The sequence below is a fragment of the Mesorhizobium sp. RCAM 05099 genome (genome assembly GCF_059683685.1).
This window is the reverse complement of the sequence record NZ_CM185035.1, coordinates 5,331,830-5,353,010: the sequence shown is the minus strand read 5'-3', so window position 1 is coordinate 5,353,010 and position 21,181 is coordinate 5,331,830. Positions and strand designations below refer to the sequence as shown.

Genomic DNA, 21,181 nt, shown 5'->3' with positions numbered 1-21,181 from the left:
CCTGGTGTAGTGTCCTGGGCAGGGGCGTTTCATGGTCGAAGTCGTCGCATTCTGGTGGAAAACACGGTCTGGAGGCCTCACCACATGGGCTCCTGGCCTGATCGTCGCATTGTTGCTGTTGCTTGGATCGCAAGCCGCCAGCGCCGCGCCGAACTGGACGCTCGATCCCACCGCTTCGGTACTCACCTACCAATCGGTCAAGAAGAACACGATCGTCGAAACCAACAAGATCAGGAACATCGCCGGCACCCTCAGTTCGGCGGGTGATGCCAAGGTCACGTTCGATCTCAATTCGGTCGATACCGGCGTCGACCTGCGCAATGTCCGCATGCGCTTCCTGTTCTTCGAGACATTCAAGTTCCCGACGGCCGAGTTGACGGCGAAGGTGGACCCCGCCGCGTTCGCCGATCTCGCGACAAAGCGCAGGGTGAAGGCAACCTTGCCTTTCCGTCTCAATCTGCACGGCGTCGACAAGGACCTCGAGGCCAGCATCGTCGTCACCATGATCAGCGACAACATGGTCTCGGTCGCCTCGGAGGCCCCGGTCGCCGTTCATGTGGAAGACTTCGGCCTGCTGCCCAACGTCGACAAGCTGCAGCAGGCGGCCAATGTCACCAATATCGTGCCCACCGCGTCGGTGTCGTTCGACTTCGTCTTCACCGCCGACGGCAGCAAGCCGGCCGCCACCCAGGCCGCCGCGGCGAGTTCCGCCGAGGTGGGCCCGGTTGCCACCGATGCCGCCAAGGCGAATTTCAGCGACGAGGAATGCCTGAACAGGTTCGCCGTGCTCTCGCGCACCGGCGCCATTTATTTCCGGCCGGCAAGCGCGCGGCTCGATACCCAGAGTCGCCCGCTGCTTGCGGAGGTCGTCGGTGTCGTCAGCAAGTGTCCCGGCCTGAAGGTCGAGGTTTCCGGACACACTGACTCCGACGGGTCGCCTGTCGAGAACAAGCGTTTGTCGGAGCGCAGGGCCCAGGCGGTTGCCGACGCCATTGTTGCCGCCGGCATTCCTCGCACGCAGATCACGGCGACCGGCTACGGCGAGGAGCGGCCGGTTGCCGCCAACGACACGCCCAAGAACAAGGCGCTCAATCGGCGGATCGAGTTTTCCGCCAGCAAGCTCGTGAACTGAGGTTCCGGTGAGGTCCCATCTGATCGCCCGTTGCGCTGGCCTCTTTCGCGCCGCCGGCCTTGCGGCGCTCGCCTTGCTCCTGACTTTGACCATCGCCAATGCCGAGCGCCGCGTCGCGCTTGTCCTTGGCAACTCCCAGTACCAGCACGCGGTGCCGCTCACCAATCCAGTGCGCGACGCCCAGGCCATGGCTGAACGCTTGAAGAAGCTCGACTTCGAGGTCGTTTCCGGCTTCGACCAGACCAAATCGCAGACGCAGGCAACGATTGCCCAGTTCGCAAAACAGGTGCGCGGTGCCGACATTGCGCTCTTCTTCTACGCCGGCCACGGCTTGCAGGTTTCGGGCAATAACTATCTGCTTCCGGTCGACGCCGCGCTTGAGGATGAGACCTCCCTCGACTTCGAGGCCGTATCGGTTGATTTTGTTTTGCGCCAGATGTCGCGGGAAACCAGCATAAGGCTGGTGTTTCTCGACGCCTGCCGCGACAATCCCCTCGCCGAGGTGCTGGCCAAGACCGCGGGCGTCAACGGTGCAAGCAGCGGCCTTGCCGAGATTCCGATAGAGAATGGTGGCGCCGGCACGCTTGTCGCCTTCGCTGCCAGCCCCAATCAAGTCGCCTATGACGGCTCGGGCGAACATTCGCCTTTCACCGCGGCGCTGCTCCAGCGCATCGGCGAATCCAACGTCTCCATCACCGAAGCGATGAACAGGGTGACCAGCGACGTCTTCAAGGCAACCGCCGGCAAGCAGCGTCCCTGGATCAATGTCTCGCTGACCACCGAGGTCGTCCTGCACAGGATCGATCTCAACGCGCCATTGATCGTAGGCGAGGCGAGCCCACTTCCGGCCGAAGGCGCCTCCGACGCGCGCAACACCGGCGCAGCAGGTGCATCAGGCCAGGGTGACGACCAGCTGGCGCTCGATGTGCTGCGCCAGAAGATCCCCAGGCTGGCGTCGGACGCCCCGATCTTTTTCGACCATCCGATCGATTTCGGCGATCCGGCAATCGACGGCAAGAGCATTGCTCAGCTGATCAAGGGTAAGCCCCTCTTCAGCCCTGTGGAGGGATTGGACAAGTCGGTGTGGGAGGGCAAGCACTGCGACGGCTGCCATGAATGGGACGAGGCCCGGCTGTGCGATCAGGCGAAGAATTTCGCCGCCAACGATGTCTCTGTCCTGCGCCTGCAACATCCGCTGGGAACACGCTTCAAGGTGGCGCTCGCCAAATGGGCCCAAGGCGGCTGCAAGTAGGGCAGGAGGGTGGGGCATCCATCCCGGTTAGTGTCTGGATGGAGGCTTAATACGCATCCGCTGATTGGCGCAGCGCCTCGATCTCGGCCATCTGGATGCCCATCTCGACAAATGCGGAAAGAACGGCAAAGCGGTCCGCGAGCGCGACACGCGCCAGCCCGGCCAGAACACCGGCGTTGACCGCATGGGCGGCGGGAAATGGGTGCAAGGCCGATACCGTCGTCGCGGCCATGGCCGAACCATTGTCACGCCATCCCGCAGCCAGCGCAATCCAGCCCGACCGGCGTTGTCGGCGGCGTCGCCGCGGCCGTGCTGACTGCCGCGCGATGGCGTGGGCTGTCCGGTTCTCCCACCCAGTCGCGAACAAGCGCGAGCAACTCGTGATCGGTCCCATCGAGCAGCTCGCTCAGATGGCTCAGGCATTCATGCGCCCACCAGACCGCGGCCCGATCGGGAAGCAGGTAGGCACAGAACGTGATTGCCTCCTCGGGAACGCGCCCGGCGAGGAGGTCGCGGCAAAACGCGATCGAGTGCTGTTCGGTTGGAAGGGTACTCATGTCCCGGGCAACAGCGGGACAAGCCATGAAAAGATCCCGTGCCGTTTTGAATCGGAGCCCATTGGCCATGATCGCCACGCTTTCATCGAGGAGCCTTGGCCACTCAAGCCTTAGGCGCGGCGCGGGTCAAGTCTCAACCGGTGACATGGCGACAACTGCCGGCGCCGCCGTATCCGCCAGCGTTTATCGACAGACAATTGCCTCGGAATTTGGTAGCATCAAAACCGGATGCTCAAACAGGAGGAGCCGCTATGCAGTGGCGCAGTTCAGCCTTTGTGTTGGCGGTCGTGTTTTTCTCGACCCACGCTTCCGCCGACCCTGTTCAGAAATCAGAAGACATCGTGAAGTTTTTTACCGGCGCGGCCGATCTCGGCAAGTCGCGGGGAATTTGTGTCGGCACCGAGGAGGAGTGCAAAAGCAAGACCAAGGCAAAAGATGCGCCGGCGGAAAAATCCAGCCTCGACATGCTGATCAATTTCGGACTGGATTCGGCCGAGCTCGACTCCACCGCGCGGGCTGAACTCGACGAGTTCGCCAAGGCGCTGAAGGACAGCCGGCTGAGCACGTTCAACTTCGTCGTCGAAGGCTACACCGACGCCACCGGCACGGTGCACTACAACGAAGGCCTGTCACAACGGCGCGCGCGATCGGTGGCTGCCTTCCTGACGGCCAGCGGTATCGAGCCAGCCCGCATCAACGCGATCGGCATGGGCGAAAAGAATCCGCGCAGCCCCAACCCGTATGACCCAGTGAACCGCCGTGTGGAAATGCGGATAAAGACGCAATAGCTTGCGTTGATGCATGCCTCCCAAAACCGAACAGCGGTTGTGGGACGACGACATGCATAAGAACAAATTTAAGGACGCCGAACGCGGTCGCTGTCGCGAGCGTCGCGACGACTGCGTTTCCAGGCGTAGGGTTCAGGTCGAACAGGCCTGCAAACGCCGACCTGTCAGTTCTTGAGCACTCCGCCCACCGCCACGCCGGTGCCGAAGATCAGCGCCTTGGTGAGGAAGTCGTTGTTGTCCTGGGGCGGCGGATCATCCTGCCGCACCACGGTCTCGCGGTTGCGCCGCTTCTGAACGACCTGCTGTTGTTTGCGGGGTCTCTGCGCCACCGGCCTCTGCGTGCGGACCTTCTGTGCCACCTGCTTTTTCGGCTGCGTCGCGCGGGCTTGATCGGCGGCGTATCTGGCGCGCACGGACTCCATCATCGGATCTGTCTGGATCACGAGGAACGCCAGTTGTTCGCGCGTCAGATAGGTGGTCTGCGGCAAGCCGTTCTTCACTTGCCAGACACCGATCGCCTGCCGGGTCTGCGGGCCTATGTTTCCGTCGATGCGCCCAAGCTCGTTGCCCAGCGCTTCGATGCGCAATTGCAGGTCGATGCGCCCCTGGCGATCGAGGCCGATCGCGCTTTCCGTCAACTCGGTGCCAGGCGTTTGCTTCACCTCGTCCGGAACACCGACCGAGGTGCGCACGGCGGAGCCGGAACTGGCGTTCGCCTGGTCCGTGTCGAGTGCCGCGACCTGCCGGTTCTGGGCTTTCGGGTCGTTCAATTCGTCGATGTTCAGCCGCGCCACGGTGGCGAAGCGACCGTTCGGAAACTGGTCGAGATAGGCCTCGTAGAACGGAATGGAATTGCGCTTCGAAGCCTCATCCCAAAGGCGTTGCTCGACTTCCCAGGAAGGAGCATCACTGGCAACGGGCGCAGGAGCGGATGTTGCCGCCGCGTTCGATGCGTCGGCCATGGGTTTTGCGGGAGGCGCCGCCGCCGCGACGGGTTTTCCCAGGAAGACCTCGCGTCCCAGCGATGCATTATGCCAGGGCCTCTGGCGACCTTGCGTGGTTTCGGTCACTTCGCCGCGCACGCGCGTCAGCGCGCTCTGGATTTCGACACCGGGTTCGGTGAGATGCACGGCGAGCGCCGTCGAGTAAGGACTGTCGACCCCGTTGCCGTCGAACGCGATGGCGCCCGGATCCGTTGCATAGGCTATCAGGAGGCCGCCGGTTCCGACACCGTCCGATTTTGCTTCGACCGGCGCCAGGCCGGTGCCCAACGAGGTGGAGCGGCTCTTCGGCAGGGAGGCGGCCAGTGTTCTTGCCAGCGGATTGTCGCGGCAGGCATCGAGGATGATCACGCCAACCGCCGGGTCGGGCGGTAACGCAGCCATGAAGTCATCGATCTGGATGGTGCGGGTCTTGAGATAGGCCGGCGACGTCAATTCGGCATCGACCGGTATCAGGTAGTTCTTGCCGTCGACCTGCATGCCGTGACCGGCATAGAATATGACCGCGAGGTCCGCGTCGTAGGATTGCTCGGTAAACCGGCTGATGAGGCTGTGCATGCCTGCATTGTCCTGATCGACCCCCTCGATCACCTCGAACCCGGCATTGCGCAGCGTCGATGCGATGAGGTGGGCATCGTTGGCGGGGTTGGGCAAGGTGACCGCATGGACGTATTTGCTGTTGCCGATGACCAGCGCGACGCGCTTGGTGTCAGACCCGGCAGCCTCGGCGCCGAGCGCGGCAAGGAAAAGCAGGATCATCCCGCTCAGAAAGACGGCAAACGCTTTCATGGACCAGCCCTCCGCCCACCAGGGCGCACTATTGATGTCTGCGCATGCTAAATTTCGTCAGCGACAAAGTCGCTTGTGCCAAAAATGGCTCCTGGGCGTATGTGATCTTGACCACAGTCTTGGTTCACAAGGGCCCGAAAAAAGTTGCCTATGGTAACACTTGGCAGCAGGACCACCAATGGTCCGAGAGGCTGATGCCGTCACGGGCAGGTTCAAATCGTATTCTGAATCGAGCTTATGAGGGTCGTGACGGCCTGCTTGTATTTTTCGAACTCCGGCGATGTCTGGCGGATCTCCGTGGTCGTTGTTTGCGGGCTGGCGTCGGTGGCCACACGGCTCAGCTTCTGCCCCATCTTCCTTTCGGCCCAGTCCACCACATAGCTGGCTGTCTTGCCGGTGAGAAACGGGTTGGCCTGGATGACGGCCGATCCCAGCACGACGCTCAGTTGCGCCGAACCTGGCGCCGACAGCACCTGGTGCGCGCCTTCCATTCCCAGGAAATGGCAGAGATAGAGTCGGCCGGCCGTGATCTGGTGACCACGCGCCCGAAGATAGGCTTCGCCTTCGCGCGCCAGATTGCGCACCATCTCACGCGAGATCGTGGCGTCGTAGCGCAGAGCGAGCAGGTCGGCGGTCGACAGCGTGCGCGCGAGGTCCGGGCGATACGTATTCATCATCCTGATCCAGGTCTTCGTTATGAACTGGCCGGCGCCGGTGGCTGAAGAATTCGGATTCTTGGCGCGAGCGCTGCCACCACTTTCGACATGAACGATACGCTCGGTAAGCGTCTCGACAGCGACATCGCCGGAAGTGCCAGAATTGCCAGTATCATAGGTGGCGACCGCGGTGACCGTCCCCAGCGGATCGATCGCCTCGCCGTTCTGGTAGAGCTCGAAATGCAGGTGCGGGCCGGTTGAAAGGCCGGTGGTGCCGATATAGCCAATGACGTCGCCGGCCTTCACCTTGGTACCGACGCCGCTCGCAATGGCGAATTTTTGCATATGCGCATAGCGCGTCTCGCGCCCGTTTCCGTGCGAAATCTTCACCAGATTGCCATAGCTGCCGCCATCGCCCTGGAAGCTGATCTCGCCGTCGAAGGCCGCCATGATCGGCGTGCCGACAGGGGCTGCCCAATCGACACCCTTGTGGATACGAACGACGCCGAGGATCGGGTGCTTGCGCGGGCCGAAGGTGGAGGTCATGACCCCGCTCACAGGCGTGACCATGCCGTTGGCGACAGTCAGCGAGCGCACCTCGTCATTGCCGGTGACGCAGGCGAACTGGCCGTCGCTCTGCTGGAAGACGAAACACTCGAGGCTTTTTTCGGCGCCCTGGACGCCCACATACAGCACCCGCCCGGCACCCTCGTCCTTGCCGCGCGGCGTCTGCGAATAGATCAGCACAAGACGCTGGTCCTCGCTTGCAAAGGCGTCCAGATCCTGGCCTCTCGAGAGATACATGATCGCTTCGCCGATCACACCGGTCGGAACATTGTTGCGGGCCGCCGTCGAATAGATCGCGTCGAGCAGACGATATTGCCTTTTGTGCGTGCCTTCCTCCTGCGCGCCCGAATAATTGAACAGATCTTCGCGGACCCAAGGGTCGACACCCGACACGAACGCGCCCGCCGCGTTGCGCGTCAGCGTGCCGACAAAGACGTTCTTGGCGTAGATCGAAACCTGCATGAGGGACATCGTGGTCGTCTCGCGGTTCGGCCGGTATCCGCGCATCGCAACGACATAACCCGCCTCCAGACCGTCCCGGTTGAAGAGCGCCTTCAGGGCTTCACCGGCCAGCTTCGCATCGTCGGCGGAGAAATGCGCATCGAGCGCAACGCTGTCCAAACTGCGGTCGTTGAGGATCTTCACGAACGTGTCTTGGGTCGCCTCGAACCGCTGATACTCATTCGTGACGACCGCGACACTCGTGTTGTTTTCGATCTGGGTCTTCTGGAATGCGGGAAGGGCCGCATCGCCTGCATCGATTGTCTCACCCCAGCCGGCTTCGGGATCGTCGGCGTCCGCCTTCTGGCCCGAAGCCGCCGCGGGTTGCCCGGCGGCAGGCGGTGGCTGAAGATCATTCTGCAGATCGCTGGATGGCGCGGCAGCGCTCTTTCGTTGCGCCTGGAAGAATGCGAAATCCTCCTGCGTCGACGGTATCGTCGTCATGAATTTTTCGCTGGCGCTAAGCATGACGTCGGACAGGATTTCGATCTGGGGCGAAACCCCGGCCTGGTCGAGTTCCGCCGGGCGCGGGATCTCGCGGCCTTTCGTTGCGGCGCCGGCATCAGGTGCAAGCGTGATCCACATCGGGTCCCCGGCCAGGTCGATGATGGCGGGCACATAGACGGATGCATCGGCCGGCACATCGTCCACTCCTTCTACCGCGTGCAACTCCTCGTCTTCATCGCCGAACGACCAATAGTCCGCGGTGAGGTAGAAACCGACGGCGATGGAAAGCAGGACAATCACAGCGAGACCGGCAAGGAGCCTGCGCCAAAGCGTGCGCCTGCGAAGCGCAGCGCGCGCCTGCTTTTTCTGCTTGAAGCTCGTGTCGATACTGTGCGTCACGGATTGCTTCCGGTCAGGAAGAAGGTCCACCGCACCTGTTCAAGCGTATCGACTTCGAGAAATTGCGCCGCGATATGGCCGCGCTGCCAGCATTCGTCGATGCCGCGGATCGAAAAACGTCGCCGCTCGATGCACATTTCGGTGGATCCGGTGAGGATCGCGTGGCCGAAAACATCCGTTGCATAGATGTAGATGTAGCGGTTCGTCAGTTCCTCGCGGATGACGTTCACGCATTGATTTGCGCCGATGGTCCACCAGCCGTCGGTCTGGTCCGCATTGTCGACCCTCTGGCCGACGGCGAGATTGACGACGTCGAGTGTCTGGTTGCAGACCGTGAATTCGGCGCGCGCTTCGCTGGATGTCAGCACGGCCAGCAGGGCGGCGCCCGCCATGACCGCGAGCTTCATGCGGCCCGTCAGGGCAGGCAGGGCTCGAACCGGATCACGCTGCCTTGTGGGCAGGTCGGCGGACGAGTGGGGCAAACACGCGCGGCGGAGTTCCATCGGGCGCCCATGCTACCCGCCGAGCCGGAAATACTTGGCTGTGGCTGAGAACTGGGATCCGTCGGTCTCGATTTCCTCGAGAATTTTGGGCAGCAGAACCGAGGCTGGCGTGGGCGTCGAGAACGCAGCCGCCTGAATATCCTGGGGGCCCGTGATCACCATAATGATCTGCGGCACCGCCTTTCCGGCGGCCTTGTCGGCGGCGCCAAGAGCAATCGGGATGCTGAAGGTGGCCTTGTCCGATTGTGCGACGATGCGGTCGTCGAGATTGAACACCATGCCTTTGTGATCGATCAGCAGCACGCTGGAAATGAGCCCGCCACGCGTCACCAGCGTGCCGCTGATCGGCATACCGTTCGGCACCGACGTCCGATCGAGGACAAGCTGCGGCTTCTCGGCCGCGGTCTGCCCCAGAAAGCGCAGGAAGTTGGTGACCTCGCATTGGCTTGGTTCAATGAGGCGGACGCTGATGTCCGGCTCGACATGGAATTTTGCCTGGAAATCGCTGAGCATCCGCTCGAATGGCTGGACCGCCGTTCCAAATCCTTCGATCGCGGCGGCCTTGCCGGACGTCATGGTCGCATAAAAACAGTCGCCGCCGCCGAAGTCGCGAACCCAGGAGACCCGTTGCGCGATGTCGTCGGCGACCGGCGGAATAGCTGGTTTGGGCACGTTCAACGCGACGACAGGTTGGTCCGGCTGTTTGGCTGCCGGTGACACCGCCTTTTGGCTCTCGGTGTTCGCGACATCCGTCTGGCTGGGTTTGGGCGCCGGCGCGGCCGCCTTGGGCGCCGGCGCGGCCGCCTTGGGCGTTGCCGGCTGGCTGATCTGTGGCTCGGGCTTCTGGCTCTCCACAACCTCTGGCTGGGCCGGCGGCGGCGTTGTGATTTTCTCGGCGGCAGGTGGGGCTGCAGCGGTTGTATCAGGCATCGGAGCCGGCTTCTGACTGTCGCTGGCCATCGTATCCGGCTGGATTGCCGGCGATGCCTTTTCGGGCGGCGGCTGCGTGTCGGTTGCGGATGGCTTCGGAGGTTCCTTGGTTTGCGGGGGGACAATGGGCTTCGCCGGCTCCGGCGTTTGCACGGCCTGGGCATCTGCCTGGCTTGCAGCGGGCGGCGCGCTCGCCTCGGTTCGCGGTTGCGCTTCCATTGTCGGCGGCTTCGGGCGTTCCTCGGCCTGCGAGGGGACTTGGGCCGGCTTGGCCGGCTGTTGCTTTTGAGCCGCCGCGGCATCTGGCTGATTGTCAGCCGGCGGCGCGACGGCTTCCGTTTTCGGCTGCGCGGTCGGAGCTGCCTTTGCCGGCTCAGGGACGTTCGCGAGATCGCCCGTGGGAGCCGGCTTCGACATTTCCGGTGCAGACTTTGATGGTTCCGGCGCGGAAAGCGATATTTTGCCGGCAGTCGGCGTCGCGGGCGTCATGAAGCCGCTGAGATAAAGGCCGGCACCTGAGGCGACAGCCAGCGTCGCCAAGGCAGCAATCGCTATGGTTCGGGTCTTTGTGGGTTTTCCAGGCGCATCCGCCGTGACCGCGCGTGGAGGGCCGGCGACCGGCGAAGGCCGCGGTTCGGACAAATGCGCGGGCCGCACATGCTGGACGAAGCGTTGCCCACCTGGACCCGTTGCTGTTGCGGGCCCCTCGGCACTGGTTGGCTGCGTCTGGATCCGGGAATCAGGTGCAAAAGTTTCCCCGGTGCGCGGCAAAGCCGGCCGTTCGCGGGGTGTCTTGGATGTCGGCGGCGTTGTTGCTTCGTCTTCGTCACGCGTCATCCTGGCGATTTCCGCCATGCTGACCGGCCGGTCTTGCGGATCCGGTTGCAGCATGGCTTCAACAATGCCACGAAAATCATCGTCGATGCCGGAGAGATCAGGCACGGTCCGGCGCTTTTCGATGATCTCGTACTGTGACCCGCTCATGTCGATCGGTTTCCCGCGCAGGGCGGCAGCCAACACCAGCCCAAGGCTGTAGATGTCGGACTGTTCGCTGACGTCGCCGCTGTACAGCCCGAGCTGTTCGGGTGAAACGTAGTTGTACTTTCCCGCGAACTTGCCGCCGATCAGCGTCTCCCCGCCCACCGTCGCCGATCGCGCGATACCGAAATCGATGATCTTTGCGCGGTCGACCCGGCCCCCTGGCAGGATGATGTTGTCCGGCGAGAGGTCGCGATGGATTGCTCCCGCCTGATGCACGGCGCTCAGGCCGGACGCGAGGCGATGGCAGAGCTTGCGCACCTCCTCCGTCGGCATCGGGCCACGCCGCATGATGTCGTACAGCGACTCGCCGTCGACGAATTCCATGGCAAGGTAGGGACGGCCAATCCCGGGATCGATCGTGAAGACGTGGTATCGCACGACCGCGTCGTGCGACAGGTGGTTCAGGATCGAGGCCTCCTTGCGGAACAAGGACAGGATCGTCTGGTCACGGGCAAACTCGGGCAGGACGATCTTGATCGCGACGTGGTCGCCGGTCTGGATGTTGTGGCCACGGTAGACCTCGCCCATGCCGCCGAATGCGATCCGCTCGTCAAGTTCGTAGATGCCGCTGAGCTGCGTGCCTACGGCGGTGTTGGCCACCTGCGGCGATATTCGCGTCTTGTCGTCGGCGCTCATCAGCCTCTGCCCTCCGCTCCGGACAGATCAGGGTGGAGCGGTCGTCCATTGCGCCCGTTTCCGATCTTCACGAGCACGATGGTGACATTGTCTGTTCCGCCTCGCGCCAGGACCGTTTCCAGGAGATTTTCGCACGCTGCCTGAGGCGTTGCCGACACCACCGCCGCCTCGATCTCCGCATCGGTGACATGCGCCGTCAGCCCATCGGTACTCAACACAAAAATGTCTCCAGGCATGAGTTCGCCTTGCTGGAAGTCGATGACGAATTCATCGCTGACGCCCACCGCATGCGTGATGACGTTGCGGCGTGGCCAGGTGAGCGCCTCGGCCGCGCTGATCATGCCTCGGTCGAGGAGCTCCTGCACTTCGGTGTGGTCTTTCGAAATCTGCGAGATCGAGGCGTTGCGGACCAGATATATCCGGCTGTCGCCCGCCCACAGGCAGGCAAACCGTCCGTCCATCGCCAACAGGGCGGCTACGGTGGAGCCGATGGTTATGCCGCGTGCCTCCGATATCCTGCGGATATCGGCATTGGCCCGGCTCAGCCTGTCCTCGAAACGCGCCCGCAGGTCCGGAGCGGAACTTGCGATGCCGATCGTTGCCAGATGGTCGACAATGCTGGCTGAGGCGACCTCTCCGGCTTCATGCCCGCCCATCCCGTCGGCCACCACCCAAAGGCCGGTTCGCGGCTCGACCAGATAGTTGTCTTCATTGTGCTCGCGGACACAGCCTTTGTGGCTCACGCCGAAGCTCTCAAAGGGAAGGGCGACGTCGTTCAATTTGCCACCAAGCGCTTCTCAAGCGCCCTCTGCGGCGCACCGCCGCGCGCCCGCTCGAGCCACTTTGCCACAGGCTCGACCATTAGAGTATCGAAATCAGGGTCCGCGCGCCTGGCGCCCGCGGATAGCCTCACCAAACGGAAAAGCTGGAAAGTCATCTCAAAATGCCTTCGGGCAGCTGAAGCCGGAAAGCGCCGGGAGGAAGAAGGGGCTGGGGCCGGAACCGGTCTGGATCGTATAGGTGACGTCGCGCCCGCCGATCAGGAAGCGCGCGGTGACATCGCTGTCGCTGTCGCTGCCGGTGATGGTCGCTTTGTCGAGCAGCCGCTTGAGCGCCCACGGCCCTTCGAACTTGAGGGTGGATTCGCGGCCTGGCATCTCCGGCGTCAGGCTCAGACTGGCGGACCCCGAGGACGTGCCGCTCGGCCAGGTCACGGTGCTTGGCGCGTTGCCCGCCTGGTTGCTCTGGATGGTCTGACCATCGACATCGAGCACCGCCGCATCGGCATCGCCATGCAGTGAGAATGGCGTGAAGGTGAGGTTGACCGAGGGCACCGAACCGCCCGATGGAAAGAAGGCGTTGCGGATTTCCGCCGCCAGCTGGAAGTTTTTCAGCGTCGACTTCGACAGGTCGCGCCCGAAGCGCGCATCCTGTTTCCAGCTCCAGTCCTGGCCGGTCATGTCGATCAGCGATGCGAGGTTTTGTGCGAAGAACCGGTCCATCAATCCGCCCGGAGCGAACAATTTCGCGAAATCCGCCATCGCAATGTCATCCGTGCCATTGCCGGTGAAAGGATAACGTCCGTTGACCGCCGCCTCGCAGGGAGCCGTGACCGTCTGGTCGAGCATCTGGTTCAAATTCGCCACCGAAGTCTCCGCGACGTTGCCTTCAAACTCGTCCGCCGTCGCATTGACCATTCTGGCCAGTTGCTTGGGCAGGCGCGAGACGTTGGCGCGAAGGGTGGCTATCTGGAGCTGCAGATTTGCGTTGACGCGTTCAGTCTGCGACGGCACGTCGTTCGCCAGTTGCAGGCTCTGGTGGATGTCGCGGAAATTCTGGGTCAAGGCATCGATGGGACGGCGTCCGGCAGGACCGTTGACCAGAGCCTGGAACGACCTGAACTGCGCTTCGATGTTGGCCCCGGGATTCTGGTTCTGTGAGCTTGCGGACCCTGTGCCGGCTCGGCTTTGCGATTTTCCAGTGGCAATTTGAATGCCGATGCGAGCCAGCCCCCTGGCCATGTCCGTGGCGTCTTGTGATTGGCCTTGACCCGCGCCGGCTTCCGCCCCGGTGCCGGAAGCAGGGTCTCGCGTCAAAGCCGTCTCGTTGGCGATCGCCGTGAACAGCTGTTCGATCGGCGAGGTCGGCGAGGCGGCGGCGGAAAGCGCGATGTAATGCGGCTTGTCCGTCAGCATCGCCTTGAATTTCAGCTGGTCGAGAACGCTGTTCCACGCCGTTGCGAACTCCTTCCCATAGCGATCGAGAAGTTCGGGGCCGAGCTTGAGCAATTCCTGATCGATGCCGCCTTGCTCGCCGCCACCGCCGAGGACCCACTGGTCGTCGACGAGCGTCTGCGCGATGCGCGACAGTTGCCCGAGATAGAAGTGGTTGAAGCCGGCATAGGTGTAGATGCCGGGAACACGAAGGCCTGACAGATCGCCGCCATCGACACGCTCGAACAGCAGCTGCGCTTCCGGGCCACCTTTCAGCGAAACGGAAAAATCGTCCAGCGCTGCCGCGTATACGGCGGACTTGATCAATGCGGAGGCGCGGTCGGCAAGGCTCATGCGTCCGAGCGAGCGTTGGGCGGCTTCGACGAGCGGCTGGTTGAGTTCGAAAACCGGATCATAGGCATCGTCCAAGGCAAGCATGGCGCGCAGGTGCCTTTCGAGTTGCTCGCGTCCGTCACGGTTGTTCTCGCCTGGATACCGGTTCTGCTCCCAATCCTGCTTCATCCAGGAAACGATCAGCGCGTCGTCGACTTTCGGTGCCTTGCCGCCAAGCATCAGATAGATCTTCAATGGTTCGTAGAGCGCGACCGGATCAGCCATCCTGGCCTGGATCGTCCGCTCGGCCTGGATCAGCAGGCGCGATCGGAACATTCGTTCCAGCGCTTGCCGATAGGCCGTCTTGGAAGCCGAAAGAAGTCTCTCCCGCTGACTGAGGCCGAACGTCTCCTCGATCGGTGTCGGCAAGTCGCTGGTCTCGAACCCGGTCGGCAGATCGCGCAACTGGTCGAGCGGGCCAATGACGTTTTCGAGGTCGACATCGGTCACCTCCGTGCTTTTGAGCAGCGCGCCCGCCGTCTCCCGATACTGGCTCATGGCCTGCGTGGTGGAGGCGATCAGCGACCTGTTGGCCGTGAAGCTCAGCGCCAGGGTGCCGAGAGCCGCCGCGGCGATCAACGCGATGGCGCAAAGCCCCCCAAATCTGGCGATCGCAGCACGTCTTGCGGCCGATTTGTCGTACGAAACCCATCCGGATTCAGCAAAGATGACGCCGGTCAACAGATCATGCAAAAAGAAGCTCTTGCCGGTTCCGGAAAGGTGGGCGCGGGAATTGCTGCCGAAGCTGCGGCCGATCGCGCCCAACACCTGATCGATTGGCGTTCCCTCTTGCGTCCCTGACGAGAAATAGACTCCACGCAGGCTGACATTCACCTGGCTGCGGGTCGGATCGAACAGGCTGGCGATAAAATTCGTAACTCGGCTCTTCAGCGCGCCGAACTGCGCCGGAAAGCCAAAGACGGATATGCGCGCGACGGGATCAGCTTCTTCCTGAAGGCGGTCAGGCATCTCCTCTACCAGGCGTCTTGCCAGTGCATCGAATTCGGCAGGGGCCTCGGCGGCCATGTTCTTGTTGCGATCCGTGGTCTGGAATGTCGCCCCCCAGACCTTGCGCCGGCGCTGCTCGTCGAAACCGCCGAAATAATCCATGAACCCGGAAACGAGATCGGCCTTGGTGAAAAGCAGATACACCGGAAACTGGATTTTCAGCGTCTCGTGGATTTCCCGCAGGCGACTGCGTATCTCGACGACGTGAGCGTCAAGCTGCTGATCGTCGAGGCTGATGAGATCGGCAAGGCTGATGGCCAGGATGACGCCGTTTATCGGTTGGCGGGTGCGGTATCTCTTGAGCAGCGACAGGAAGGCGAGCCAGCTCTTCTTGTCGCTCTCAGCATTGGAATCCTGCGTCGTGTAGCGTCCGGCGGTGTCGATCAGCACGGCCTCGTCGGTGAACCACCAGTCGCAGGAGCGTGTTCCGCCGACGCCAGCCACAGGTTGGGCGTCCCCCGAACCGGCCAGCGGAAAATTCAGACCCGAATTGACCAGTGCCGTTGTCTTGCCTGCGCCGGGCGGGCCGATGACGATGTACCAGGGGATCTCATAGAGGAAGTTGCGCCTGCCGCTCGCCCGCTTGAGCGCCGCGATGGCCTCGTTCATGCGGGCTTCGAGCACCCGCGAGTCATCATTCCGGTCGTCGTTGTGTGCGACGACAGTTTCGAGCTCTTTTTGTGCCTTTCTCGCTTGCCAGAAACGCAGCCCGTAGAAGATCGCCAGCACCGCCACGATCACGCCAATGATTGTCGCGCGCAGCCAGACAGGTCCGAGAGGCCGGGTGTCGGCGAAGCGAACCAACGGTCCCGCGAACCACACGGCCGCCGCGAAACCGGCCAGCGCGGTCACGCTGAATATCCGCAGCGGCCAACGCGTCATGGGCGCTCCCAAAAGGCCGTGCTCACAGTGTTTCCTCCCTGGCGATCATCACATCGACACGGCGGTTCTTGGCGCGGCCCTCTGGCGTCGCATTGTCGGCGATCGGTTCGTCCTCGCCCTTGCCATCGACCGTCAGTCGCGAGGGATCGCTGAATTTCGGTGCCATCAACGCTTCGACGGCCTTCGCCCTGGCGACGGAAAGATCGAAGTTGGACTTGAACGGGCTCGATTTTCGCGGCTTCACATTGTCCGTATGGCCGACAATCCTGATTGGTCCGCGCTCGGCTTCCAGGGCCGCGGCGATGTCGGCGGCAATGGGCTGGAATTCCGGCTTCGCCTCGGCCCGGCCGGACTGGAACAGCAGGAGATTGTTGATTTCCACCACGATGAAGTCGCCCTTCGTGCCGATCGTCAGCCCACCGCCTTCGACGTCCTTGGCCAGTGCCGAGCGGATGCGATCGATCTGCGTGGTTGTGGCGGCAGGTGGGGTGGCTTTCGCCGGCTCGGCCAATGGCGCCACGCTGGCGCGCTCGATGGCGACTGGTGTCGATGGGTTGAGTGCCAGCAATTCACCGGCGGCGGCGTCGCCTTCATTGGTGATGAAGACCCGCAAGGCGAAGAACGCCGCTGTCAGCAGCGCCGACGCCGCCGCCGCAACGACCCAGAGTGGCAGGCGAGCCGACGACTGCGCCATCGTCGCCGCTAGGCCCTGCCAATGCGGCGAGATGTCTTCGCTGGCACGCGCCCTGAAGTAGCGAAGCGTCTCGTAGACGTCGCGTCGCACGCGTTCGAGATTGGTGTCTTCGCGTGTCAGGCCCCGGTACTGGCCCTCGAAACCCAGCGACAGGCAGGCATGCATCAGTTCGAGCAGATCGTAGTGCGCCTCCGGGCTGGCCAGTATCTTGTTCAGCGCTTCGAAGAAGCCTGTGCCGCGGGGCTCGATGTGAAAGAACTGCGACAGCATGCTGTGCCGCGCCCAGTCGTCTTTTTGTGGCCAAGGCAGCTTGCCGACGAGATCGTCGACGGTTTCGCAGAGGGCAAATTTTGCAATCCGCGCATCCTCTTCCGCGACGCCGGTTTTCTCCATCGTTCGGTCGAACTTGTCGATCGCTTCGGCGACATGTTCCGCCAATGGTTCCGCTTGTCTCTCGACCGAGACAAGCCTGAGCTGGCCCAACAGCATCAGCAACGGCGCGGCAGCGGCAAGGATCGGGTTTGCCGCGGAGTATCTGACGCTGTCCGTGGCGCTGAGCAGGGTCTCCTGCCGCAGGGCTGCGGCGGGCGCCGCCACGGAAGCGCCCCCCACTCCAGCCGCGGCGGAAGGTGCTGCTTGATAAATCACGGTTCCGGATGTCCAGCCCGGCGGTGTATGCCGTCCGACACCAGGATCGAACACCGTTGAATCCTTGACCTGAGAGGGTTGGCCCCTGGCCGCGACAGGTGGCTGAGCAGCTGGCGGTGATTTTCGTTCGCGCCGTGGATTTGCGCGAATGACGGTCTTGCCCGCCGGACCGAAGGGATCGTCCTTCGAGTTCATCGCCGGTCATCCGTGCAGGCGGTGTGCCCGCGGTTGGGCGAGACAGGCGCAAAACGGTTTGTCGTCAGGTTAAGGAACAGGCCCCGCCGACCTTGGCAGTTTCCGGAGGAAGGTTGGCCAGAAAACGCTTTCCCGCCGTAACATGACATTTGCCGCAGACCCCCAGGTCAATGAGCCTTACCCGCTTGGCGAACTGTCGTATGTGATCGTAATCTCAGAAATTGTCGATTGGAACCGGATGCCGGCGTCGAGGAGATTTTTCTTCGCCGACTGATCTGCATGCCTCTGTTGGATCGCCTATTTTTGCTTGTCGGCTTTGGCGTAGGCCTCGCTGAAATAGGCCAGGAATATGTCCAGCATGCCGTTTTCGTGCGCCTCCTCCATGGTCCGCCATGTCGCGACATAGGCATCCCAGGCCTGGCTCTTCTTCGACGTAAACGACGCAGGCGGGAGTTTCCTTCCGATCGCCTCGGGCGACAGGTCGTCAAGCAGCCGCGATAGCGCAGCTTGCATGGCCGCATAGGTGGCGAACTCGTGCGTCTTGAGATCGCGGAATGCATCTTCGATACTGCGCCTGGCATCAAGATAGCCGGTCCTGCGGCGGGCGAACATGATTTCGAGGATGTCATCGGTTCCTGGAACGAACTTCAGGGGATTGTTGTCCGCGGAGCTGATCATCGTTCGTTGTGTGCTCTTGGCCAACATCTTCGCGGCTGCGCGCGCTTTCAGCAGCAAGGCCAGTTCCTCGACCACTGTCCGCAGGACCGCGCCGATTTCGGCAGCGGCTTCATGCGGGTCGCGCGATTGAAGCAATTCCGGCGAGATTCCGGCCCCGATCGCGATCTCCCGCAGCACTTCGTCTCTGGTCGAGGGGAGAGCCGCGGGTTGCGACGGGAAAGTCGACGCTGGAACGCGCTGCCCGGACCGTTGCTCTGCCGGGGCGAAGAACGGCTCGTCGGCGAATTCGAGCGGCCTGCCCGTCGCGGCCGGCATTTCTCTTTGGGTCGAACCGTGGCTTGGGTGACCTGTCGCGGCGCGCTCGTCGTCAATCGATACGAAGATGACATAGCGGCCGATCAGCACCCGGTCGCCGTGACCCAGCCGATGTGGGCCGGTCATGCGCTGGCTCGATCCGTTGATGTAGGTTCCGTTGCGTGAGACATCGTGCAGCCAAAACGCGCCTGCCTCGTATCGAACCTCGCAGTGCCGGCCGGAGATGAACTTGTCCGGGTCCGGCAAGGTCCAGTCACAAGCCTCGCGACCGATTTCGAAGCCGCGATCGCGCGCCGCATAGCCGGTCGGGAAGCCTGCGGGCACGGAGTCGATATTGTTGATTTGCAGACTGAGATACATCCAAGATCGCCGTCGAACGCCGGTTGATACTGCGTCATTCTAGCAGCTTGCGCGTGCAACAGGACAGACGCGTTTCAAGCCGACCCATCGACGGGGCAAGGTTCTGTCGCCCCCCGCCCTCTTTGGTCGGCAGGAAAACATGTGGTAGGCTCAACATGGCCTGGTGTGGCGGATCGAAAAGTTCCCGAGCGTGATCTTGTTAATATAGCGGGAACTTCAAATCCACCACGTTGGCGGCCGCGTCCAGGAGGGGCACGACCCATGCCGAACGAACGTGCCACGGTTGTGCAGACGCCGGTTGGCGGCGAGCTGTTGACCTTCACGCATCTTGTCGGGCGCGACGAGATTAGCCGTTGCTTTGCCTATACGGTCGGGTTCGTCAGCCCCAACTCCGATATCGATCCGCTGAAGATGCTGGGGGGTATGGTTTCGGTCGAAGGTGAATCCGATCCGAAACGGTGGTTCAGCGGCCTGGTGTCCGAGTTTCGCCTGACCCGCATCGAAGACCGGCTGGCCTACTACGAAGCGGTCGTCAGGCCGTGGCTCTGGTTCCTCGGCAATGCGACCGATTGCCGGATCTTTCAAAACATGACCGCTGTCGAGATCGTCGAAAAGATCTTCTCGAAATACGGAACGGCGAAATTCGAGAAGCGGCTGCAAGGGTCGTACCCCTCGCGCGAATACTGCGTGCAGTACGACGAGACCGATCTGGATTTCGTGCAGCGCCTGCTCGAGCACGAAGGCATCTTCTATTTCTTCGAGCACGACGAGGGCAAGCACACGCTCGTGCTCTGCGACGCGATGAGCAAGCTGAAGCCGGCGCCGGGCTACGAGAAGGTGCCTTATAATTTCGAGGGACACGGCTCGCGGCGCGACGTCGAGTACATCACCGAATGGATCCCGGGCAGTTCGGTGCGGCCGGGGGCTTATGCCCACACCGACTATGATTTCCAGAAGCCGGGCGCCGATCTGATGGCGAAGTCGGCCCAGCCGTTCAGCCACAAGGAAGCCTCCGGCGAGAATTATCGCCAGCCCGGGGCGCATCTTGATGTGGGGCGCGGCGACACCCTTGCCGGTATCCGGCGCGAGGAACTTCAGGCGGTGCACCAGCGCAACACCGCCGTGGGCACCGTGCGCGGCCTGTTTTCCGGCTGCAAGTTCACGCTCGAAAGCTTTCCGCGCGACGACCAGAACCAGGAATATTTGGTGGTGAGCGCCGAATACCGGCTGTTCGATCCCGGCTACCGTACCCAGAACGAGGCCCACAGCGAGAATTTCAAGGTCGTGCTGGGCGTAGCCCCTACCAAATTGCCTTACCGCCCGCCGCGCATCACGCCGCGGCCGATCATGCGCGGGCCGCAGACCGCAACGGTGGTCGGTCCTTCGGGCGAGGAGATATTCACCGACAAATATGCCCGGGTGAAGGTGCAGTTCCACTGGGACCGCCTGGGCAAGAAGAACGAAAACAGTTCCTGCTTCGTCCGTGTCTCGCAGACCTGGGCCGGCAGCGGCTGGGGCTTCATCCAGATACCGCGTATTGGCCAGGAGGTGATTGTCGATTTCCTCGAAGGTGACCCTGATCTGCCGATCATCACCGGCAGGGTCTACAATGCCTCGCAGATGCCGCCCTACGGCCTGCCGGGCAACGCAACGCAATCGGGCTGGAAATCCAACTCTTCCAAAGGCGGCGGTGGCTACAACGAGCTGATGTTCGAGGACAAGGCCGGCTCCGAACTGGTCAACTTCCAGGCGCAGAAGGACCACAACCTTCTGATAAAGCATGACCGGACCAAGCTGGTGCAGCACGACCAGTCGGACCGCATCGACCACGATGCCAAGCATTCCGTCGGCCACAACCTCGACGAGGACGTCGGCAACAACAAGACGGTCAAGGTCGGCGTCGACCAGACCACGAACATCGGTTCGAACGATACCGAGACGGTGGGCACGAACAGGTCGCTGACGGTCGGTGCCAACGAGACGATCCACGTCGTTGCGAATTCGACGGAGAATATCGACGCCAACCATTCGCAGACGGTGGGGATTGTGCAGACCGTTACTGTAGGGGCGGCTCGCGTCGACACCGTCGGAGCGGCGGAACAGCGTACCGTCGGCGGACTCCAGAGCAACACCATCGGCGCGACGAGGTCTGTCAGCGTGGGCATCAGCCAGACGCACAGCATAGGCACCAGTGATACATGGACCATAGGCGCCGATCAGAGCATCAGCATCGGTGCCGGACAGACCGTCGCCATCGCCGCGTCACAGGCGACCGATGTAGGCGCCTCACGCGTCGCCAACATCAAATCGAATGACAGCACTGACGTCGGCGGCGGGCATATGCTCAAGATCGCCAAGGGGAGCAAGATCGACGTCGGCGAGAGCGGCGTTATCGATGTTGGCAAGAACTTCACGCTCGACGCCAAGGAGAGCATCACGCTGAAATCGGGCAGCGCACAGATCGTGATGAAAAAAGACGGAACGATCATCATCGAGGGCAAGGATATTACCGTGAAGGGCTCGGGCAAGATCAACATCAAGGCCTCGAGTGACGTGATCATCAAAGGCTCGAAGATCAACGAGAATTGAGGGCGAC

Annotated in this window: 14 protein-coding genes; 4 read left to right on the top strand and 10 right to left on the bottom strand. The window is 62.4% G+C overall.

Annotated features, from left to right (window positions below; translation table 11 throughout):
• The first annotated feature begins 31 nt into the window (after positions 1–31).
• Both AC56QQ_RS26460 and AC56QQ_RS26455 read left to right on the top strand, forming a co-directional pair.
• On the top strand, positions 32–1,132 hold the full coding sequence (locus AC56QQ_RS26460) for an OmpA family protein (protein ID WP_497123961.1): 1,101 nt from the start codon (positions 32–34) through the stop codon (positions 1,130–1,132).
• A 7-nt stretch (positions 1,133–1,139) separates the two neighbouring features.
• Positions 1,140–2,384 carry a caspase family protein gene (locus AC56QQ_RS26455; protein WP_497123960.1) on the top strand — a complete coding sequence of 415 codons (1,245 nt, stop codon included), beginning with the start codon at positions 1,140–1,142 and terminating at the stop codon, positions 2,382–2,384.
• A gap of 46 nt (positions 2,385–2,430) precedes the next feature.
• Here the strand turns inward: AC56QQ_RS26455 and AC56QQ_RS26450 are convergent, their stop codons facing one another.
• Both AC56QQ_RS26450 and AC56QQ_RS26445 read right to left on the bottom strand, forming a co-directional pair.
• The gene (locus AC56QQ_RS26450; protein WP_497129134.1) at positions 2,431–2,649 is read right to left on the bottom strand and encodes a hypothetical protein; all 219 of its coding nucleotides are present in this window, start codon (positions 2,647–2,649) and stop codon (positions 2,431–2,433) included.
• On the bottom strand, positions 2,630–3,010 hold the full coding sequence (locus tag AC56QQ_RS26445) for a DUF6931 family protein (RefSeq protein ID WP_497129132.1): 381 nt from the start codon (positions 3,008–3,010) through the stop codon (positions 2,630–2,632). The genes AC56QQ_RS26450 and AC56QQ_RS26445 overlap by 20 nt, the downstream gene beginning before the upstream one ends.
• Positions 3,011–3,192: 182 nt before the next feature.
• Here AC56QQ_RS26445 and AC56QQ_RS26440 point away from each other — a divergent pair, with 182 nt between their 5' ends.
• Positions 3,193–3,729, top strand: a complete 537-nt coding sequence (locus AC56QQ_RS26440; protein WP_489860080.1) for an OmpA family protein — start codon at positions 3,193–3,195, stop codon at positions 3,727–3,729.
• A gap of 164 nt (positions 3,730–3,893) precedes the next feature.
• Here the strand turns inward: AC56QQ_RS26440 and AC56QQ_RS26435 are convergent, their stop codons facing one another.
• From AC56QQ_RS26435 to tagH, 8 genes are all read right to left on the bottom strand, one after another.
• A complete protein-coding gene (locus AC56QQ_RS26435) occupies positions 3,894–5,519 on the bottom strand; it encodes a caspase family protein (RefSeq protein WP_497123959.1) in 1,626 nt (541 codons plus the stop codon).
• 212 nt (positions 5,520–5,731) lie between these two features.
• Positions 5,732–8,089 (bottom strand): M23 family metallopeptidase, encoded by a 2,358-nt coding sequence (locus tag AC56QQ_RS26430; protein ID WP_497123958.1) that lies wholly within the window; start codon positions 8,087–8,089, stop codon positions 5,732–5,734.
• On the bottom strand, positions 8,086–8,496 hold the full coding sequence (locus AC56QQ_RS26425) for a DUF1036 domain-containing protein (protein WP_489860083.1): 411 nt from the start codon (positions 8,494–8,496) through the stop codon (positions 8,086–8,088). Before AC56QQ_RS26425 ends, AC56QQ_RS26430 begins: the two co-directional genes overlap by 4 nt.
• A gap of 108 nt (positions 8,497–8,604) precedes the next feature.
• Complete coding sequence (locus AC56QQ_RS26420; RefSeq protein ID WP_497123957.1) at positions 8,605–11,199, bottom strand: serine/threonine-protein kinase; 2,595 nt, start codon at positions 11,197–11,199, stop codon at positions 8,605–8,607.
• Complete coding sequence (locus tag AC56QQ_RS26415) at positions 11,199–11,978, bottom strand: PP2C family protein-serine/threonine phosphatase (protein ID WP_497123956.1); 780 nt, start codon at positions 11,976–11,978, stop codon at positions 11,199–11,201. The genes AC56QQ_RS26420 and AC56QQ_RS26415 overlap by 1 nt, the downstream gene beginning before the upstream one ends.
• Before the next feature lie 159 nt (positions 11,979–12,137).
• The gene (gene tssM, locus AC56QQ_RS26410; RefSeq protein ID WP_497123955.1) at positions 12,138–15,695 is read right to left on the bottom strand and encodes a type VI secretion system membrane subunit TssM; all 3,558 of its coding nucleotides are present in this window, start codon (positions 15,693–15,695) and stop codon (positions 12,138–12,140) included.
• Positions 15,696–15,717: 22 nt separating this feature from the next.
• Positions 15,718–17,232 (bottom strand): type VI secretion system protein TssL, long form, encoded by a 1,515-nt coding sequence (gene tssL / locus AC56QQ_RS26405; protein ID WP_497123954.1) that lies wholly within the window; start codon positions 17,230–17,232, stop codon positions 15,718–15,720.
• 297 nt (positions 17,233–17,529) lie between these two features.
• Positions 17,530–18,585 carry a type VI secretion system-associated FHA domain protein TagH gene (gene tagH / locus AC56QQ_RS26400; protein ID WP_497123953.1) on the bottom strand — a complete coding sequence of 352 codons (1,056 nt, stop codon included), beginning with the start codon at positions 18,583–18,585 and terminating at the stop codon, positions 17,530–17,532.
• A gap of 261 nt (positions 18,586–18,846) precedes the next feature.
• Between tagH and AC56QQ_RS26395 the strand changes: the two genes are divergently transcribed.
• Positions 18,847–21,174 (top strand): type VI secretion system Vgr family protein, encoded by a 2,328-nt coding sequence (locus tag AC56QQ_RS26395; protein ID WP_497123952.1) that lies wholly within the window; start codon positions 18,847–18,849, stop codon positions 21,172–21,174.
• Positions 21,175–21,181: the final 7 nt, after the last annotated feature.

Coding starts and splice junctions, on each gene's coding strand:
- AC56QQ_RS26460 (WP_497123961.1), top strand. CDS start 32: ATGGTCGAAGTCGTCGCATTCTGGTGGAAAACACGGTCTGGAGGCCTC.
- AC56QQ_RS26445 (WP_497129132.1), bottom strand. CDS start 3,010: ATGGCCAATGGGCTCCGATTCAAAACGGCACGGGATCTTTTCATGGCT.
- AC56QQ_RS26440 (WP_489860080.1), top strand. CDS start 3,193: ATGCAGTGGCGCAGTTCAGCCTTTGTGTTGGCGGTCGTGTTTTTCTCG.
- AC56QQ_RS26435 (WP_497123959.1), bottom strand. CDS start 5,519: ATGAAAGCGTTTGCCGTCTTTCTGAGCGGGATGATCCTGCTTTTCCTT.
- AC56QQ_RS26425 (WP_489860083.1), bottom strand. CDS start 8,496: ATGAAGCTCGCGGTCATGGCGGGCGCCGCCCTGCTGGCCGTGCTGACA.
- AC56QQ_RS26420 (WP_497123957.1), bottom strand. CDS start 11,199: ATGAGCGCCGACGACAAGACGCGAATATCGCCGCAGGTGGCCAACACC.
- tssM (WP_497123955.1), bottom strand. CDS start 15,695: ATGACGCGTTGGCCGCTGCGGATATTCAGCGTGACCGCGCTGGCCGGT.
- tssL (WP_497123954.1), bottom strand. CDS start 17,232: ATGAACTCGAAGGACGATCCCTTCGGTCCGGCGGGCAAGACCGTCATT.
- tagH (WP_497123953.1), bottom strand. CDS start 18,585: ATGTATCTCAGTCTGCAAATCAACAATATCGACTCCGTGCCCGCAGGC.
- AC56QQ_RS26395 (WP_497123952.1), top strand. CDS start 18,847: ATGCCGAACGAACGTGCCACGGTTGTGCAGACGCCGGTTGGCGGCGAG.